This is a genomic window from Chryseobacterium sp. DZ-32, from assembly GCF_059587025.1.
Genome location: NZ_JCAIOM010000006.1, coordinates 137,335 through 154,843 on the forward strand (window position 1 = coordinate 137,335; position 17,509 = coordinate 154,843).

Genomic DNA, 17,509 nt, shown 5'->3' on the forward strand with positions numbered 1-17,509 from the left:
ATGAAAAAGCTAACATCCTTATTGATATTGTCGTCAGCAATCATACTGACGGCTTGTGACAGCAGAACGTATGAAGAGATTTCTGATAACACACCGATAACGGCATCTGTAAAATATACAGCAGATGTAAAACCCATTATGGATAACAGCTGTACAGGCTGTCATTCTGCGGGAAGTTTTAAACCTCTCGTTACTTATGATCAGGTAAAGAATAATATAGACGGAATTCTGGACCGTATCCAAAGACCTAATGGCGATCCCGGGAAAATGCCTCAGGGAGGATCATTATCTGCCGCTCAGATCAATATTTTCATCAAATGGAAAGCTGACGGATTAAATGAAAATTAAAATAAATGATTATGAAAAAATTAGCATTATTAAGCGTATTACTTCTCTCTGCGGGGTACGCTTCGGCACAGAAATATAGCTCCAAAACAGGAAAAGTAACTTTTGAAGCATCAGTACCTCTGTTTGACGATATCTTTGCCCAGGATGATAATAATATTGTGATTCTGAATGCAGATAACGGTGAAATGGCATCTGTTTCAACCGTTAAAAACTTTCATTTTAAAACAAAATTAATGGAAGAGCATTTCAATGAAAGCTACGCTGAATCTGCAAAATATCCGAAAACCACTTTCAAAGGGAAAATTGTCAACTTTGATAAAACAAAGCTTACCACAAGTCCTCAGAAATATACCGTTCAGGGAACGCTAAACTTCCATGGGGTAGACAAGGCTGTTATTTCTTCTGCCACATTATACGCAAAAGACGGCAAAATCTATATGCAGGGTGGATTTGTAGCCAGGCCAGTAGATTATAAAGTGACCATTCCGAAAATGGTAACCAAGAAAGTGGCTGAAAATGTCAATATTGAATACAACTATGTAATGATAAAACAATGAGACATTTCATCTTAATATTAGGACTGTTCCTGAGTTCATTAGTATCTGCTCAGGAAAAAGCGAAATCAATATTTGATATTGCAAGAAATGGGACTGTAACTGAAGTACAGGAGTTGATGAAGCAAAATCCGGATGTGATTAATCATACCAATGAACACGGATTTTCACCCCTTATTCTGGCCTGTTACAGAGGAAATACAGACGTTGCCGATTTTCTGATTGAAAATGTAAAAGATATCAATTACAAAAGCCGTGAAGGAACGGCATTGGCAGGTCTTGCGATTAAATACAACAAAGACCTTGTAGAACATCTGCTTAAGAAAAAAGCAGATCCCAATATTGCAGATGAAACAGGATACACCCCTTTATTCTGGGCTGTAAAATCCGGAAATAAAGATCTGGTAGAACAGCTGCTGAAATATAAAGCAGATAAAACAAAGAAAGATTCAATGGGAATGACCCCTTTCGAATATGCATTACAAACCAATAACAAGGAAATTATTAATCTTTTAAAAAATTGATATGAAAAAAACTCTACTAGCGCTAAGCGTACTTCTTGCTAATTTCGCATTGGCACAGTTTTCGTCAGGAACGGTAAACTTACCGGCAACTTCCATGACGGTGAAATTAGATACAACTCCTTCAGGAGTAACGATTACGGTAACAGGTGACAGCAACTCTATGATGGGAATAGGTTTTGGAACTACCGGCATGGCTGCTGGATCAGACGGATTTATTTATAACTCTTCTGCCAATAGAGACTATTCGTTCAGTAATGTTCCTAATGCACCTTCGGCCGATGCATCTCAGGACTGGACAGAAACTTCGAACACCGTATCCGGATCTACAAGAACTGTAGTAGCAACAAGGTCACTTACAGGTGGAACAGGAGATTTTGCCATTGCCAATGCTGCGGGAACTATCAATATTTTCTATGCCCGTAAAAGTGGAGGAACTTCTTTAGGATATCATGATGCAGGAAGAGGATATGCAACATTGACGATGACAGCTGCCACTTTATCCACCAATGAAATTACAGCTGATAGCAAAAAGGTAAATCTATATCCTAATCCGGCAAAATCAACCGTTAATTTCAAAAATTCTGACAAAATAAAATCCGTTGATATCTACGAAGCAACAGGCAGAAAAGTATTGTCAGTAAAACCGGATGGAGAAAGCATCAGTATTGAAAATCTAAAATCAGGAAGTTACTATCTTGAAATTCAGCTTAAAGACGGAAGTACATCTTATGAAAAACTGATCAAAGAATAATTTTTCAGAAAAAACACACCTCAATATTTTTTTAACAGATACCTCTGATTTTTCAGGGGTATCATTTTTTCTTAAAGTCCCAATTTCAGGGAGATTGCTTTAAAATTTATATATTTGTATGTATCCTGATTCTTAATAAAGGAAAATTTTTTGACCTTATAATTTTTATGATCCCATGGAATTCAAAACCTTAGCTGATATCACAATAGATGAGCTTTTATCCGTATTCAATTACTCATTTTCTGATTATGTTGTTCCTTTTCACCTGACGAAAGAAGTGCTTGTTTCAAAAATTGCAGCAGAAAAATTAGATCTGAGTTTGTCTGCCGGAGCATTTGAAGAGGGGAAACTGGTTGGCTTTATTCTTCAGTCTGAAAAAATTGAAAACGGGGAGAAAATTATTTACAATGGCGGTACAGGAGTAGTTCCGGAAAGCAGAGGCAAAGGCTTGGTGAGAAAAATGTATGATTTTATTATTCCTGTTTTAAAGGATAGAAATGCCAATACCTTACTGCTTGAAGTGATTGAAGGAAATCAGCCTGCCATCAGAGCCTATGAAAATCTCGGGTTTACGATTGTACGAAGATTACTTTGCTTCAACGGAAGTATTCAGCAGGGAAAAGAAAATGCTGAGGTTTCTATTAAGGATTTGAAAGAATTTCAATGGGATTTGTTATGTTCATTCTGGGATATTGAACCTTCATGGCAGGGATCAGTTTTCGTATTGGAACCTATGCCTGAAAATTATGTGACTTTAGGTGCTTATGAAAGGGAAAAGCTCGTCGGATATATTGTTTATGGTCCTGCATCGAAAAAAGTATATCAGTTTGCTGTAGATAAGAATTACAGAAATAAGGGAATTGGTACAAAGCTCTTTAATGCTATCAGAGAAAAAAATAACGGGCAGGCGATAGCGTTAAACAATGTGGATGATTCTTCAGAAAGTACAGATAAGTTTCTTAGCGAAAAAATAGGACTGAACAACTGGCTGTCACAATTTGAAATGAAAAGGTCTATTTAACAGCGATTAATTTTGATTCAAACAAAATAAGAGGTTTTAATATACTTTTAATCTCTTAAACTTTTCAGGGAGAAGGATAGGATGTAACTTTGCCGAAAATTTTTAAAATAATGAAGCGAGGAATCCATTTTTTACTGCTGCTCATTTCCTTTACGGCTTTTGCCCAGCAGGCCAATATTGATACTGCCCAGGTTGTAATACCAGAAAGACAAAACAGTACTGAAGCACAGTCGAAACCTTATGTGATTATGATATCAACGGATGGTTTCCGTTATGATTATGCTAAGAAATATAATGCTGAAAATCTTTTAAAACTGGCTAATGGCGGTGTAAAGGCTGAAGCAATGATTCCAAGCTATCCAAGTATTACTTTCCCCAACCACTGGAGTCTTATCACAGGGCTTTATCCTTCCCATCATGGCCTGATTGATAATTTTTTCTATGATTATAAGAGAAAAGAAGGATATGCGATGAGCAATAAGAAAAATGCTGAGGACGGAAGCTGGTATGGAGGAACTCCGCTTTGGGGGCTTGCTGAAAAACAGGGAATGGTGTCGGCCTCTTTAATGTGGGTAGGATCTGCCAGCGATGCAGGAGGGATGAGACCCACTTATTATTATCCATATCACGAAAAGTTCATGCCTTCCGAAAAGGTAGAAAAAGTGGTAAACTGGCTGAAACTGCCTGAAGATAAAAGACCTCATTTTATTTCATTGTACTTCCCGGAAGTAGATGGGAGCGGGCATCATTTTGGTCCTGATGCGAAAGAAACGGAAACAGCTGTTCATCTGATAGATCAGGCTATTGGTGATCTTGTTCAGAAAGTAAATGGATTAGGATTGAAAAATGTCAACTTTGTTTTTGTTTCCGATCACGGGATGATTAAAGTAGACGGCGGTACACCTTTGGAAATTCCTGCTCTTCTTTTTGATAAAAACAGATTTGATTTTTATAATTCCCAGACTTTGTTGAGAATTTATGTTAAAAATCCGGATGAGGTAAAAGCAGTTTACAAAGAACTGAAGGCTAATAAAACGGATGATTACGAAGTATATCTTGATAAAAAACTTCCCAGATACCTTCACTTTGCAACAAGAGATGACCAGTACAACAGAATAGGACAGATTCTTCTGATTCCTAAAGCCCCAAAAATATTTCTGGAAAAAGGTAAGAAAACATCTGTTGGAAAACACGGCTATAACCCTAAAGTTGTACCGGAAATGAAAGCGGTTTTCTTTGCCTGGGGACCGGAATTTAAAAGCAATATGGTGATCAGCGAATTTGCGAACATCAATGTTTATCCATTGGTAGCTGAGGTTTTAGGATTAAAAATTGATCAGCCTATTGATGGAAAACTGAAAGTTTTAAAAAGAACTTTAAAAAACAAAAAATAGTATTGATTTAAAGATATTATAAAATAAATTCGGCGCACCAAAGGTGCGCCGAATTTACTTATAGCCAGCATTTTAATTCCAGTCCTGAACTTTTGTTTCAAGACAAAAGAAATTAAAATTGAGAAGCAAACTCCTTTGCAAAATCTTCTAATTTAACACTTCCTGTAATCGGGGAACCATGATCAATAAAATCTTTCTGTACAACACCGGTTCTTATTCCTCTTCCCATTTCAACATACAAATTAGCCATATCTTCAGGTAATCCCGCCTGAAGCATTCCGTTTAAAGAATCTTCATCAGAGAATTCTACCCATGGAAGTTCAGGTTTATTAACAGATGTTCCCAGAACCTTTGCAAAGTCAGAAGCTTTTCTTACATCACTTACAATATATCTGATGTTGTTAGCTTTTTCATCTTTTACCAATTCTTCAGCGGCAGCGTTGGCTATATCATTGGGATGTACTACAGGTACTTCAATATCTGCAGGATAATTTCCTCCAATGATTCCTGCATTTTGAATTAAAGGAATATCATTGAAAAAATTATTGTAAAAATATCCGGCTCTTAAAAAAGTAAAAGAAGTGTCTTCTACGTCATTATATATTTTTTCAATATTGTGAAGACCCGCAATAGGACCGTTTTCTACCGGAGATTCTGCACCTACACTGCTTAACATGACAGCTCTTTTTACATTCGTATTTTTCAAAGCTTCAGCATAATTTTTTCCTGCATTGGTCGTGTTTTCCACAATTTTATCCGGGCTGATCGCTGGAGGGGTCATCACAAAAACTGCATCCGCTCCATCAAATGTTTGTGTTAAAAAATCAACGTCTGTGATAGACCCAATGGCCGGAGTTGCACCCAGAGATTCAATATCCTGTTTTCTGGCATCGCTGCTGCTTACTATGGTAATATTGTGCCCGTCGGCAATTAATTTTTGTGCTAATGGTTTAGCTACATTTCCTAGTGATCCTGTGATTATAATTTTCATATGTAAATATTTTTTATTTCTGAGAACAAAGTTATATTTGTACTTACTTTTATACAAGTACTTACCCTAAAGTATGTAGATATGACAGCGATTAAAGAAAGTTCAACCATTCAGGAGAATAAAAAAACAGTGCAGGATTGTCCTGTAATGTACGTTATGGAAAGAATTGGAGGATTCTGGAAACCGATTATCCTGTTCAATCTTTCCACAGGAGAAAAAAGATACAGCGAATTGAAAAAAGCAATTCCTGCCGTAACAGAAAAAATGCTTATCCAGCATTTGAAACAGCTTGAAACAGACGGACTCATTATCAGAACAGCAAAACCTGTAGTGCCACCTCATGTGACCTATAAACTGAGTGAAGCAGGGAATGAACTGGCTCCAGTGATTGATGCCATGGCAGCATGGGCTTTTCAGGATATGGAAAGAAATGATAATAAATGTACTGAAGGAAACAGATATATAACGAATCAGGATCAGAATGCTTTTAGCCAAAATCTGAAAAAATAAAGCAGGCTCTTCGATCTGAAGAACCTGTTTCTGTTACTATTTTATAGAAGAATTATAAAGACTGCATATCAATAACGAAACGGTATTTTACATCGCTTTTAAGCATTCTTTCATATGCGTTGTTGATATCCTGCATTTTAATCAGTTCAATATCAGATACAATATTATGTTTTCCACAGAAATCTAACAGTTCCTGGGTTTCTGCAATACCTCCGATTAAAGATCCTGCTACAGAACGACGTTGGAAGATCATAGGTCTTGTACTTACCTGCGTTTCCTGGAATTCACCTACGAATCCTACGAGAACCAGAGTTCCGTTCAGAGAAAGAGTCTGCATATAAGGATTGATATCGTGTTCGTAAGGTACCGTATCAATGATAAGGTCGAATTTACCTTTTACAGCATCCATTTGAGAATCATCCGTAGAGATTACTACGTGATCTGCTCCAAGCTGTTTCGCATCATCCGTTTTTCCCGGAGTTCTTGAGAATAAAGTAACTTCTGCTCCCAGTCCTTTTGCTAGTTTGATAGCCATATGACCTAAACCGCCTAATCCTACAACGGCTACTTTTGAACCCGGACCAGCGTTCCAGTGTCTTAACGGTGACCATGTGGTAATTCCTGCGCACAGAAGGGGTGCTACTGCTGCCAGATCTAAATTTTCAGGAACACTTAAAACAAAATGTTCATCAACAACTACTTTTTGAGAATATCCTCCAAAAGTATGACCTCCAAGGTGCTTATCTTTTCCGTTATAAGTCCCTGTAAATCCATTCTGGCAATATTGCTCCAGATCGTGCTGACAACTGTCGCAATGTCCGCATGAATCCACCATGCATCCTACTGCCGCCAGATCTCCTGCTTTAAATTTGGAAACCTCACTTCCTACTTTGGTAATTCTTCCAACAATTTCATGTCCCGGAACTACAGGATATAAAGATCCGCCCCAGTCATTTCTGGCTGTATGAAGGTCAGAGTGGCATACCCCGCAGTATAGGATTTCAATCTCTACATCTTTTGAGGTGACTTCTCTTCTTTCAATATTCATTTCTTTCAGATCTGCTGTGGTAGACTCTGCACCATAAGCTTTTACTGTTATTGTACTCATTTTTATATTTAGTTTATTTAGGGTTATAAATTATGATATTCAATATGAACCTATGCTGTTCCTTAAGAGAACTAATCCGGAAAAGCTTTTCCCTTTTTGAGGAATGTCCGTATTAAAAGTTTCTATAACGATACAAAAGTCGAAACTTTCCTGTAAACAAAACTTATACAGATTACCGAATTACTTACCAATTTTACAGACACCATTTCAGTTACAAATGAAAGTGGTAATTTTGAATAGTAATAAAAATGTACTTCATGGAAAATCAGAAGGTTGAAATCTACAACAGTGTTTCGGAATACAATAAAATGGCCAATCATGAAACCCTGCATCCGCTGGTGAGTATTATTGATTTTTCCAAATCTGATCCTATCTGCCAGCACCAAAGAAAATTCGGGTTTTATACCGTTTTTCTGAAAGATGTAATGTGCGGAGATATGCAGTATGGGAAACACAGCTACGATTATCAGGAAGGAACTTTAGTTTTTATTGCTCCCGGACAGACGTATGGAATTTATAATAATGACAGATTTATCCAGCCTGCAGGTTTTGCCCTTATTTTTCATCCTGATTTAATTAAAGGAACCAACTTAGGGAAGAATATGAAAGACTATTCCTTCTTCTCTTATGATGTACATGAAGCGCTTCATCTTTCAGAAAAAGAAAGAGAAGTGGTGCTGGATTGCTTTAAAAATATTAAACTGGAGCTGGAACAGGCTATTGATAAACATAGTAAATCTTTAATTGTTAATAATATTGAACTCTTTCTGAACTACTGTATGCGTTTTTACGACCGGCAATTCATTACAAGAGATCATATCAATCAGGGTGTCATAGGTAAATTTGAAAATCTGGTGGATGATTATTTAAAATCTGAAAATCCGAAGAATATAGGTTTTCCTATGGTGAACTATTTTGCGGAAAAGCTAAATCTTTCTGCCAATTATTTCGGAGATCTGATCAAAAAAGAACTGGGAATCTCAGCTCAGGAGTTTATCCACAATAAACTGATTGATATAGCTAAAGAACAGATTCTGGATCAGGGAAAAACAATAAGCGAAATTTCTTATGATCTGGGCTTTAAATATCCACAGCATTTTACAAGGCTGTTCAAAACCAAAGTAGGAATTTCACCCAGCGAATATAAAACCCTGAACTAGTTTTTTAACACGAATAACACTAAATTTTTTACGAATTACACAATAATGGTTTGTGAATATTTGTGCCTGCATTTGTGGAATTAGTGGTTAAATTATTTTTAACACGAATAACGCTAATCTTTTCACCAATGACACCATAATTATTAGTGAATATTTGTGTACTCATTTGTGAAATTTGTGTTTAAATAATTAAATTTAAAGAGAAAAGTTTTCACAGTTTTAAGATGACACCAAATCACCAAGACACTACTGTTTTTAATACCAGATTCGGGAGAATTACAGCTCTAAAAGAACAAGGAGTTATAAGGCTTAAAAGTATCCGATACGCCCATTCTGAAAGATTTAAAAAACCAGTCGCCATAGAAGCCTCTTTATCTTCAAACATTATTTCTCCGGAAAAAACTCCGGTGTGCCCGCAGGCTTTAAGTCCGCTTGTAGAAAAAATGATCGGAGCGACACCTGTTGAAAGTTTTGAAGCAGATGAATCTACCCAGTATCTTTCCATAACCCGGCCACAAATTATATCTGAAAATGAAAAACTTCCTGTGGTGGTCTGGATCCATGGAGGCTCTCATGAAATAGGCTGTGGAGATCTGGCTACAGCCGATCCTGCCGAATGGGTAAAAGAACAGCATATTATCGTTGTGAGTGTTTCATATCGTCTGGGATTATTTGGTTTTTTAGGGGGAGATGAGAAAAGACCTGCCAATCTTGGATTGCTGGATATCATCGAAGCATTAAGGTGGATCAGAAACAATATAGCAGATCTGGGGGGCGATCAAAATAATATTACCCTTCTCGGGCAGTCTTCAGGAGGCGATGCTATTGCTCATTTAATGATTTCGGAAGGTGTGGAAGGCTTATTCCAGCGTGTGATTATTCAAAGTGCTCCCTTGGGATTACGTCATAAAAGACAAAAAATGTCTGCAGAATTTCTGAAAAAAACAGAAGTGCTGAAAGAGGAAACCGATGTTTTAAAAATGATGGATGAGTACAAAGCATGTGTGCCTTCCGTAATAAAATATGGGTTGAAAGCTGCGATGCCTTTCGGAACTCAATACGGACATTTTCCTTTGTGTAAAGAAGAAGATTCTGTGGAAATGTGGAAAAAAAATGCTCAGAAATTTGATGTCCTGATTGGTTTAAATAATGATGAAACGGCATTCTATCTTAAAACCTCAGAAGCTTTAAATAAATATTTCGGAAAAGGATTAGGTTTAAAAATCATGGATAAAACGGTTGAAAAAACTACAGCATTGATCTATGGAAATCCGGCAAGACAGTTTGCCCGGAATCTGGCGGATGCCGGTGGAAATGTCTATCTATTCAGAATTCATTCAAAACTGAAAGACAATCATATCGGAGCACCGCATTGTATTGATCTTCCTTTAATTTTCGGAAATGAATCAGCCTGGAAATCTTCCGAATTGCTGAAAGATATTCCATGGAGTCGTATTCATGAGAATGGTAAAAAACTGAGAGCGCTCTGGGCTGAATTTGCCAGAACCGGAAAAATTGCTGATACCTCAGAAAGACCGGAAATCCTGGAGCTTCAAAAGATGTAACCATACATCAACTTACCACGACCTTTCAACTTAATCGATATTCAATTGAAGACGTAAATTCCCCTCCTGTGGGGCGGCGAAAATTCAAAGAATTTTTGACGGGGTGGTTATCGTTTTTCAATGTTTGTTTTTTTTATGAATTATGTTTTAAATTAAGTAATTGGTATTGAATATATATTCATAATTGTAATTTTTAATGTATATTTATTATCTAAACCATAAAAATAATAATTATGAAAACAAACAGAAACTTCAAAGTAAGAAAACTGAACCGTCTGGAATTAAAGAGTTTAAAAGCCGGAGATATCAACAGGGACAGAGTATGCTGTACTTCCAACGAAGAAGGGTATTGCTGTGAATGGGCTATAGATGTTTGGAATTGCAGATATATTTACTGCTAAATCTTAAAGACCCCTGTCAAGGTTTGAAACCTTGACAGGGGTTTCTGATAAATTAATCTTATTCAGGAATCCAGACACTTACATTTCCTGCCGGAGCAGGAAAATCTCCCCAGCCGTTTTCATCAATAATTACTTTTTCTTCGAATCTTTTCAGCAGGTCTTTAAACTTTTTTCCGGCATAAAGTTTTCCTACTTCCATAGGCTTATTGTAGGCATCTTTATTACTTAAAACGACTGCACATCCGCTATGTTTGTCATCTCCTGTACGAACCCATCCAAGACAGTTGGCATCCTCAAAATAATCATGCTGATCACCATAGGCGTGTTCTTTTCTGGCTTTTAATAATTCTTCAATTCCATCAATTTTAGGCATGAATATTTCCTGATCGTTGCCCTCTCTGTCTTTATCCGTATAATGAGCACCATAAAGATCCGGATAGAAAACACATGGATAACCGTCTTTTCTCAATAAAATAAGAGCATAGGCAAGTGGCTTGAACCATGGCTCTACAGGAGCTTCAAGATCCTGTAAAGGCTGCGTATCATGATTGGCTACCAAACTTACTGAATGTAGGGGATCTGCCTGGGTAAGGGTTTCATCAAAAATTCTTCTTAGGTCATACGAAGCGCCTTCCCGTGATGCTGTATGAAAGTTATTCTGTAATGAACTGTCAAAAAGGCTCATACAGCCTTCTGTCACTTCAATATACTTTTGAAGTAAATGTAAATATCCCGGAGCCCAGTATTCGCCTACGGCAAAAATATTTTTCCCGGAATTGGAACGAAGCAGAGTGAGCCATTCTTTGTAGAAATCAAATGAAATGTGCTTTAAAGCATCCAGTCTCACGCCGTCAAAACCTGTCTGGTCGAAATACCATTTTGCCCAATGGTTGAGTTCTTCCCGTACAAAAGGATTCCGGTGCTCAATGTCATTATACATCAGGTAATCATAATTTCCTTTTTCATCATCAATCATTTCCTCCCAGTCATTTCCATATTCGGATTGGATTTTAAAGATATGAGAGTCCATACCCTCGGCATAATCCACACCGCTGAAGCAGGTGAAGTTCCATTCAAAATCAGAATACTTTTTTCCTCTTCCGGGAAACGTAAATTTCGTATAAGATTCTATTTCGATGACATCGGAAATCACTTTTTCCCTGTTTTCCTCATCTACTTTTACGACTTTAAATTTTTCAAGCTCATCACCTCCGGCTTTATGTCCCAGAACAATATCTACAATGACTTGTATATTTTGTTTCTTTAAGGCTTTGATAGCTTTTATATAATCGTTTTTAGTGCCGTATTTGGTAGGAATAGTTCCCTTCTGGTCAAATTCTCCGAGATCATACAGATCATAGGCATCATAACCAATCGAGTAACCGCCATTTGTTCCTTTATAGGCTGGAGGAAACCATACAGAAGTAATTCCAAGTTTTGCCAGATATTTTGCCTGTTTTTCGGCTTCTTTCCACAACTTTCCGTCTCCTTCAGAATACCAGTGAAAAAACTGAATCATGGTTGGGTTCATAAATTTGCTGATTTGATTGATACAAGATAGCAAAAAAATATGACCTATTCATTTTCAAATTCCTCAAACGGGATTTTTAGTTGAACGGAAACCTGTTTCTTTTCTTCCGTATTCAGGTGGGAAAGAGACAATCCGAGCAGCCGGACAGCTTTATCAAAAGGGCGAAGCTCCCAGAGTTTTCTTCCGGTGTTGTAGTATTGTTCCGGTGAGGAGAAATAATCTTCTTTCGTAATGCTTCTTGTAAAAAGAGAAAAATCTTTATATTTTATTTTTAATGTTAAAGTTCTTCCGAGAATATTATTTTTCTGTAGTCTCTGATGAATTTCTTCAGCCAGGCTCTCCAGCTTTTCATTGATCTGCTGTTCATCAAGAAGATCCTCAAAAAAAGTTCTTTCTACGGCTACACTTTTCTGAATCCGGTGAGGTTTCACTTCGGATGTATGGATTCCGCGAACCACATTATAATAATGCTGGCCGGATTTTCCAAAAAGCCTTATCAGATCTTCAAGTGATCTCTTTTTTAAATCTTTTCCTTTATAAATTCCTAAACTAAACATTTTGTTAGCCGTAACCTTTCCAACCCCATAAAATTTTTCTACGGGCAATTCTTCCAGGAATTGTTCCATTTTATCAGGATGAATGGTTTTCTGGCCATTAGGTTTATTGATGTCAGAAGCAACTTTAGCCAGAAACTTATTCACTGAAATTCCTGCAGAAGCTGTTAATCCTGTCTGTTCAAAAATTTTCTGGCGGATTTCTTTGGCGATGAGGTTGGCAGATTCCATTCCTTTTTTATTTTCGGTGACATCCAGATAGGCTTCATCCAGAGAAAGTGGCTCTACCAGATCGGTATACTCGTAAAAAATTTCCCGGATCTTTTTCGAGATTTCTTTATATCGGGCAAAGCGGGGAGGAACAAAAATAAGCTGAGGGCATTTTTCTTTGGCTGTTTTACTGGGCATGGCAGAACGGACACCATATTTTCTGGCTTCATAGCTCGCGGCAGCGACAACGCCACGATGCTGTCCTCCTACTGCTATTGGCTTGCCTTTTAAGGTAGGATTATCATGCTGTTCTACAGAAGCATAGAATGCATCCATATCCACATGAATAATTTTACGAAGAGGCAAAGAAAAATCCATATACAAAGATATGGATTCCTTTATTGACGGTAATTTTTTTTAGAAGGGAAGTTTTTTATATGATGGAAGTGTGAAGCGGGAGGCTGGAAGTTAATGAGGACGATATAGAAATTGATGACCTGTTTATTGAAAATTAATTAAAAAATCACAGGCTATTCTTAGTGCATAAACTACTTCCAGCTTCCTGCCTTTAAGCCTTCAGTCTCATGGTAAGAAGATGAGGTTCAAAACCTGCCTTTTCATACGCTTTTATGGCAGATTCATTCTGAGCATATACGTCCAGTCTTACCTCATTGATTCCCCTTGATTTTGACCAGGAAATGAGTTCATCAGTAATGACTTTATTGATTCCTTTTCCCCTGTGTTCGGGCTTTACATACATAAAACCAAGATAGGCATATTCTTTAAACTGATAATAATCTTTTGCCGCTTTCTTAATCAGAGCATATCCTGATGCAATGATTTCATTATTTTCTTCGGCAACAATTACGGTTGCTTCGGGAGATTGTATCAGATGTTTTAAATCGTAATAATGAATCTCTCCTTCAATCAATGTGCTGTTGAACGGTCTTTCGGCAGTAACAACTCCCTGTTCAAATTCTAAAAGGATTGCTAAATCCTGCTCTTTGGCTTCTCTTGTAATCATGGTGCTATGGGTATAAAATTTGAAACCCACTGAAAGTTTTTGGTTTTCAATGAGTTTTTTTATGTTTTTTCGGATTAGATAAATAATAATTATTTTAAAAGCTTGTCTATGGTTTGTTGAAGTTCAGGGTCTTCAGGAGATATTGCATAATATTTTGCAATGGAAGATTTCTGATCAATCACCATATATCTCGGGATCCAGTTTAGATCTACATAATTATTGAAATCGTTCTTCCAGCCTGTAGAAAACCAATAGTTTTCTTTGTCTTTCATATCAAATCTTTCCAGACTTTTTTCAAACCCTTCTTTTGAACGGTCTAATGATAGAAATACAAAATCAATATTCTTGTTATTTTCTTCTAATTCTTTAGCTTTTGGAAGAGCATTTAAACAGTCTCTGCACCATCCGGCCCAGAAATCAATCACTAAAACTTTTCCTTTATGCTGATTCAGAATCTGCTGGATGGTAACGGTTTTTCCATTTTCATCTTCCAGCTTCTGCTGTAAAGCTTCTTTTGAAAATCCTGTTTTAAGGACAGCAGGTGCTTTTTGTGAATAACTTATTCCAAAAATACCCATCATAAAAATTAATATCAGCTTTTTCATTTCGTACAATTTCATGGGTACAAATCTAAACAATGAATTGGAATCTGAAACTGATTTCCGGTGAATTAGGAAAAATTTATAATATTGATGGATTCTATGGAATAGGAGAGTGAGAGTGTGAAAACCACCCCCGTCAAAAATTCTTTGAGTTTTTGCTACCCCTCCAGAGGATGGGAATATTACGTCTTCAGTTGCAGTATTAGGTTATTTTTACTGATAGTTTTTAATCAGGCCTTTGACAACGGCAATTACATTGGGCATTGCTTTATTGGCAGCATTCAGAACTTCTTCGTGGGAAACGGCAAAAGCGACATCCGGTCCGCCAAGGTCCGTGATCACGGAAATACAGAAAACATCCATTCCCATATGTCTGGCAACTATAACTTCGGGAACGGTGCTCATTCCTACCATATCCCCACCAATAGCTTTAATCATGCCATATTCGGCCGGGGTTTCAAAAGTTGGTCCTTGTAGTGCCACATAAACTCCCTGATGAATTTTAATCTGGTGGTTGGCAGCAGCCTTTTCCGCTGTGGCAATCATTTTTTTGTTGTAAGGCTCGCTCATATCCACAAAACGTGGCCCGAGCTCATCGATATTTTTTCCACGTAAAGGATGCTCAGGCATCATGTTGATATGATCTTTCAGAATAACGATGTCTGCAACATTGTAAGCTGGGTTTACACCACCACAGGCATTGGAAAGAATAAGGTTTTGAATTCCCAGCAAATGAAAAACTCTTATGGGGAATGTCACCGTTTCCATAGAATGTCCTTCATAATAATGGAAACGTCCGCTCATCATCAGTACTTTTTTTCCTTCCAGAATTCCGTAAATCAGTTTTCCGGTATGTCCGGCCACTGTAGTCTGTGGAAAATGAGGAATGTCTTTGTACTCTAAAACATGGATCAGTTCTATTTCATTTTGTAATTTTCCCAGTCCGGATCCTAACACCACTGCAAAATCAGGGGTTTCCTGAATAATATTTTTAATAAAATCTGCAGTTTCTTTAATTTTTTCTAACATAATCTAAGATGATTTGATTGAATTCTTCTTTCTTATCAATCAATACATTGATAGGCCAGTAGTAAACAATTTCTCTAAGATAGTCAAAAGTTTTCAGACGCACATAGTCTTTCTCTGTGGTTAATATCAGTTTATATTCTCCTAATTTTTTATACTCGGCAAGGATTTTTTTAATATCATCATCCGTGAAATTATGATGATCTCTGAACTTTAAATGTTTCACCCTTTTTGAGAATTTTGCCAGATGTTCCAGAAGCGGTTTAGGATTGGCAATTCCGGTGATCAGTAAAATATCATAATAATTCAGGTTATTATCCGGAAGCATTTTATCTTTTCCGTAGACATTTTCGTCATAACCGATGGATGAAAAGAATACTTTCTGCCCGTAAGAAGGTCGTATTCTTGATATATAATACCTTTTTGTTTCCTCCGTCAGTTCATCAGGGCATTTGCTGACCATGATGATGTCGGCCCTTTTATATCCGGCTCTTGATTCTCTAAGATCTCCGGCAGGAAGAAGATAATCCTTGAAAAAAGGATCACTGAAATCGGTCATCAGAATATTGAATCCGGCTTTGATGGCTCTGTGCTGCATGGCATCATCCAGTACAAGAACTTCAAGATCCATATCGTCAATTACTTTTTTGGCTCCGGGAACACGTTCTTCAGAAACGGCAATTACGAAACGGTTTTTAAAACGTTCAAAAAGCTGCATCGCTTCGTCACCCACCATTTTGTAGTTGCTTTCGTAATTTGTTACTTCATAACCTTTGGTAAGCCTTCCATAACCCCGTGAAAGCACTCCGGTTCTGTAATGTTTGGACAGGAACTGAGCAAGATACATCACCATAGGTGACTTTCCGCTTCCGCCCACAGAAAGATTCCCGACATTGATTATCGGTGTTTTGAATTTTGTCGACTTAAAAATTCCCAGATCATACATTGTGTTCCGGATACCCGTTACCAAATGATAACCAAGGGAAAAAGGATAAAGGTACCATCTTTTCATACGATTGCAAAAATAGGAATTTTCATAAGCATTGATGTAATATTCTCGAAGACTTTTCAACAAATATTTCGTTAAATTAAAGTATTTTTGTGGAGTTATTACAATACATTGAGATACTTTATTGAATTTTCTTACAACGGAAAGAATTATTTCGGCTATCAGATACAGCCGGATGCTATTTCTGTACAGGAAGAACTGGAAAAAGCGCTTTCTACCATTTTGCGCGAAGAGATTAAAACAACAGGAGCAGGAAGAACCGATACAGGAGTTCATGCCAAAAAAATATTTGCCCATTTTGATACGGAAAAAGAGTTGGATGATCAGCTTACAAGAAGGCTGAACAGTTTTCTTCCTCCTGATATTTCCATTAAAAGGATTTTTCCGGTAAAAGACGATTTTCATGCCCGTTTTGATGCCACGTACAGAACCTACGAATATTTTATCTCATTGGAAAAAAATCCCTTCACTCAGGAATCTGCATGGCAACACTGGAAAAGATCACTGGATATTAATGCCATGAATGAAGCCTGTAAAATTCTTTTTGAATATGAAGATTTCACCAGTTTTGCCAAATTAAAAACCGACAACAAAACCAATATCTGTAAAATCTACAAAGCAGAATGGGAACAGAACGGAACGGAACTTAAATTTACAGTTTCTGCGAATCGCTTTTTAAGAAATATGGTTCGCGCAATTGTCGGAACGATGGTAGAAATAGGAACCGGAAAACTGAAACCTGAAGATCTCCGTAAAGTGATTGAAGACAAAAACCGTAACGCCGCGGGAACTTCAGCACCGGGACACGGGCTGTATCTTGTAGATGTGGGATATGAATTTTAAATAAAAACTTAAAAAACAAAATAATAATCATGTTATCAATTTTTATTCTTATCGGCGCTTACCGGTATTATGCACAATTAGCAGAAAGGTTTGGAAAAACAAAGTGGCAGTATGGTGTTCTGGCTATCGGTATTTATCTGGGAACTCAGCTTTTGTTAGGCTTAGGTTATGGTATATATATGGGATTAACAGATCCTGAATCCGCAGAAAATGTCAATTATACAGGATTTTCAGCAGTGAATATCGTTGGCTGGTTAATCTCTATTGTTGCGGTTTGGGGAGTTTATAAATTCCTTGAAAATAAATTTATCAAAGAAAGACCGGCAAAGACCATCGAAATTGAAGAGATAGGGAAGACTATTGATCAGTAAGATTTCTTTTTT

20 protein-coding genes are annotated in these 17,509 nt (G+C 37.1%); 12 read left to right on the forward strand and 8 right to left on the reverse strand.

Annotated elements, in window-relative coordinates; genetic code table 11:
* From AC59HC_RS08555 to AC59HC_RS08580, 6 genes are all read left to right on the forward strand, one after another.
* On the forward strand, positions 1-348 hold the full coding sequence (locus tag AC59HC_RS08555) for a hypothetical protein (protein ID WP_496558430.1): 348 nt from the start codon (positions 1-3) through the stop codon (positions 346-348).
* An 11-nt stretch (positions 349-359) separates the two neighbouring features.
* Entirely contained in the window at positions 360-905 is a 546-nt protein-coding gene (locus AC59HC_RS08560) for a YceI family protein (RefSeq protein ID WP_496558431.1), read from the forward strand.
* Positions 902-1,426, forward strand: coding sequence for an ankyrin repeat domain-containing protein (locus AC59HC_RS08565; protein WP_496558432.1), 525 nt, complete (start codon positions 902-904; stop codon positions 1,424-1,426). The genes AC59HC_RS08560 and AC59HC_RS08565 overlap by 4 nt, the downstream gene beginning before the upstream one ends.
* A 1-nt stretch (position 1,427) precedes the next feature.
* On the forward strand, positions 1,428-2,177 hold the full coding sequence (locus tag AC59HC_RS08570) for a DOMON domain-containing protein (RefSeq protein WP_496558433.1): 750 nt from the start codon (positions 1,428-1,430) through the stop codon (positions 2,175-2,177).
* A 175-nt stretch (positions 2,178-2,352) separates the two neighbouring features.
* A complete protein-coding gene (locus AC59HC_RS08575; protein WP_202841446.1) occupies positions 2,353-3,198 on the forward strand; it encodes a GNAT family N-acetyltransferase in 846 nt (281 codons plus the stop codon).
* Positions 3,199-3,308: 110 nt separating this feature from the next.
* Positions 3,309-4,592 carry an alkaline phosphatase family protein gene (locus AC59HC_RS08580; protein WP_496558434.1) on the forward strand — a complete coding sequence of 428 codons (1,284 nt, stop codon included), beginning with the start codon at positions 3,309-3,311 and terminating at the stop codon, positions 4,590-4,592.
* Positions 4,593-4,704: 112 nt separating this feature from the next.
* On the opposite strand, the gene AC59HC_RS08585 is transcribed toward AC59HC_RS08580, so the two are convergent.
* Entirely contained in the window at positions 4,705-5,583 is an 879-nt protein-coding gene (locus AC59HC_RS08585; protein ID WP_343640642.1) for an NAD(P)H-binding protein, read from the reverse strand.
* Positions 5,584-5,664: 81 nt separating this feature from the next.
* Here AC59HC_RS08585 and AC59HC_RS08590 point away from each other — a divergent pair, with 81 nt between their 5' ends.
* A complete protein-coding gene (locus AC59HC_RS08590; protein ID WP_411413392.1) occupies positions 5,665-6,093 on the forward strand; it encodes a winged helix-turn-helix transcriptional regulator in 429 nt (142 codons plus the stop codon).
* A 52-nt stretch (positions 6,094-6,145) separates the two neighbouring features.
* Here AC59HC_RS08590 and AC59HC_RS08595 read toward each other — a convergent pair whose 3' ends face one another.
* On the reverse strand, positions 6,146-7,201 hold the full coding sequence (locus tag AC59HC_RS08595; RefSeq protein WP_110008202.1) for an NAD(P)-dependent alcohol dehydrogenase: 1,056 nt from the start codon (positions 7,199-7,201) through the stop codon (positions 6,146-6,148).
* 257 nt (positions 7,202-7,458) lie between these two features.
* Here AC59HC_RS08595 and AC59HC_RS08600 point away from each other — a divergent pair, with 257 nt between their 5' ends.
* The 3 genes from AC59HC_RS08600 to AC59HC_RS08610 all read left to right on the forward strand — a co-directional run bounded on the left by AC59HC_RS08600 (position 7,459) and on the right by AC59HC_RS08610 (position 10,327).
* Entirely contained in the window at positions 7,459-8,361 is a 903-nt protein-coding gene (locus tag AC59HC_RS08600) for a helix-turn-helix domain-containing protein (protein WP_343640644.1), read from the forward strand.
* A gap of 224 nt (positions 8,362-8,585) precedes the next feature.
* The gene (locus AC59HC_RS08605) at positions 8,586-9,926 is read left to right on the forward strand and encodes a carboxylesterase family protein (protein WP_202841438.1); all 1,341 of its coding nucleotides are present in this window, start codon (positions 8,586-8,588) and stop codon (positions 9,924-9,926) included.
* Positions 9,927-10,159: 233 nt separating this feature from the next.
* Complete coding sequence (locus AC59HC_RS08610; RefSeq protein WP_202841437.1) at positions 10,160-10,327, forward strand: hypothetical protein; 168 nt, start codon at positions 10,160-10,162, stop codon at positions 10,325-10,327.
* A 58-nt stretch (positions 10,328-10,385) separates the two neighbouring features.
* Here AC59HC_RS08610 and AC59HC_RS08615 read toward each other — a convergent pair whose 3' ends face one another.
* From AC59HC_RS08615 to lpxK, 6 genes are all read right to left on the reverse strand, one after another.
* Entirely contained in the window at positions 10,386-11,858 is a 1,473-nt protein-coding gene (locus AC59HC_RS08615; RefSeq protein WP_343640648.1) for an alpha-amylase, read from the reverse strand.
* Positions 11,859-11,902: 44 nt separating this feature from the next.
* The gene (gene dinB / locus AC59HC_RS08620; RefSeq protein WP_343640650.1) at positions 11,903-13,000 is read right to left on the reverse strand and encodes a DNA polymerase IV; all 1,098 of its coding nucleotides are present in this window, start codon (positions 12,998-13,000) and stop codon (positions 11,903-11,905) included.
* A 190-nt stretch (positions 13,001-13,190) separates the two neighbouring features.
* A complete protein-coding gene (locus tag AC59HC_RS08625) occupies positions 13,191-13,646 on the reverse strand; it encodes a GNAT family N-acetyltransferase (RefSeq protein WP_202841434.1) in 456 nt (151 codons plus the stop codon).
* Positions 13,647-13,735: 89 nt separating this feature from the next.
* On the reverse strand, positions 13,736-14,251 hold the full coding sequence (locus AC59HC_RS08630; RefSeq protein ID WP_202841432.1) for a TlpA family protein disulfide reductase: 516 nt from the start codon (positions 14,249-14,251) through the stop codon (positions 13,736-13,738).
* A 210-nt stretch (positions 14,252-14,461) separates the two neighbouring features.
* Positions 14,462-15,277, reverse strand: coding sequence for a purine-nucleoside phosphorylase (locus AC59HC_RS08635; RefSeq protein ID WP_202841430.1), 816 nt, complete (start codon positions 15,275-15,277; stop codon positions 14,462-14,464).
* The gene (lpxK, locus tag AC59HC_RS08640) at positions 15,261-16,286 is read right to left on the reverse strand and encodes a tetraacyldisaccharide 4'-kinase (protein WP_202841428.1); all 1,026 of its coding nucleotides are present in this window, start codon (positions 16,284-16,286) and stop codon (positions 15,261-15,263) included. Before lpxK ends, AC59HC_RS08635 begins: the two co-directional genes overlap by 17 nt.
* Before the next feature lie 87 nt (positions 16,287-16,373).
* Here lpxK and truA point away from each other — a divergent pair, with 87 nt between their 5' ends.
* Positions 16,374-17,126: a tRNA pseudouridine(38-40) synthase TruA gene (gene truA, locus AC59HC_RS08645; protein WP_429812606.1), complete on the forward strand. Its 753-nt coding sequence runs from the start codon at positions 16,374-16,376 to the stop codon at positions 17,124-17,126.
* Positions 17,127-17,155: 29 nt separating this feature from the next.
* Complete coding sequence (locus tag AC59HC_RS08650) at positions 17,156-17,497, forward strand: hypothetical protein (RefSeq protein ID WP_202841424.1); 342 nt, start codon at positions 17,156-17,158, stop codon at positions 17,495-17,497.
* Positions 17,498-17,509: the final 12 nt, after the last annotated feature.

Coding starts and splice junctions, on each gene's coding strand:
- AC59HC_RS08555 (WP_496558430.1), top strand. CDS start 1: ATGAAAAAGCTAACATCCTTATTGATATTGTCGTCAGCAATCATACTG.
- AC59HC_RS08560 (WP_496558431.1), top strand. CDS start 360: ATGAAAAAATTAGCATTATTAAGCGTATTACTTCTCTCTGCGGGGTAC.
- AC59HC_RS08565 (WP_496558432.1), top strand. CDS start 902: ATGAGACATTTCATCTTAATATTAGGACTGTTCCTGAGTTCATTAGTA.
- AC59HC_RS08570 (WP_496558433.1), top strand. CDS start 1,428: ATGAAAAAAACTCTACTAGCGCTAAGCGTACTTCTTGCTAATTTCGCA.
- AC59HC_RS08575 (WP_202841446.1), top strand. CDS start 2,353: ATGGAATTCAAAACCTTAGCTGATATCACAATAGATGAGCTTTTATCC.
- AC59HC_RS08580 (WP_496558434.1), top strand. CDS start 3,309: ATGAAGCGAGGAATCCATTTTTTACTGCTGCTCATTTCCTTTACGGCT.
- AC59HC_RS08585 (WP_343640642.1), bottom strand. CDS start 5,583: ATGAAAATTATAATCACAGGATCACTAGGAAATGTAGCTAAACCATTA.
- AC59HC_RS08590 (WP_411413392.1), top strand. CDS start 5,665: ATGACAGCGATTAAAGAAAGTTCAACCATTCAGGAGAATAAAAAAACA.
- AC59HC_RS08595 (WP_110008202.1), bottom strand. CDS start 7,201: ATGAGTACAATAACAGTAAAAGCTTATGGTGCAGAGTCTACCACAGCA.
- AC59HC_RS08600 (WP_343640644.1), top strand. CDS start 7,459: ATGGAAAATCAGAAGGTTGAAATCTACAACAGTGTTTCGGAATACAAT.
- AC59HC_RS08605 (WP_202841438.1), top strand. CDS start 8,586: ATGACACCAAATCACCAAGACACTACTGTTTTTAATACCAGATTCGGG.
- AC59HC_RS08610 (WP_202841437.1), top strand. CDS start 10,160: ATGAAAACAAACAGAAACTTCAAAGTAAGAAAACTGAACCGTCTGGAA.
- AC59HC_RS08615 (WP_343640648.1), bottom strand. CDS start 11,858: ATGAACCCAACCATGATTCAGTTTTTTCACTGGTATTCTGAAGGAGAC.
- dinB (WP_343640650.1), bottom strand. CDS start 13,000: ATGGATTTTTCTTTGCCTCTTCGTAAAATTATTCATGTGGATATGGAT.
- AC59HC_RS08625 (WP_202841434.1), bottom strand. CDS start 13,646: ATGATTACAAGAGAAGCCAAAGAGCAGGATTTAGCAATCCTTTTAGAA.
- AC59HC_RS08630 (WP_202841432.1), bottom strand. CDS start 14,251: ATGAAAAAGCTGATATTAATTTTTATGATGGGTATTTTTGGAATAAGT.
- AC59HC_RS08635 (WP_202841430.1), bottom strand. CDS start 15,277: ATGTTAGAAAAAATTAAAGAAACTGCAGATTTTATTAAAAATATTATT.
- lpxK (WP_202841428.1), bottom strand. CDS start 16,286: ATGAAAAGATGGTACCTTTATCCTTTTTCCCTTGGTTATCATTTGGTA.
- AC59HC_RS08650 (WP_202841424.1), top strand. CDS start 17,156: ATGTTATCAATTTTTATTCTTATCGGCGCTTACCGGTATTATGCACAA.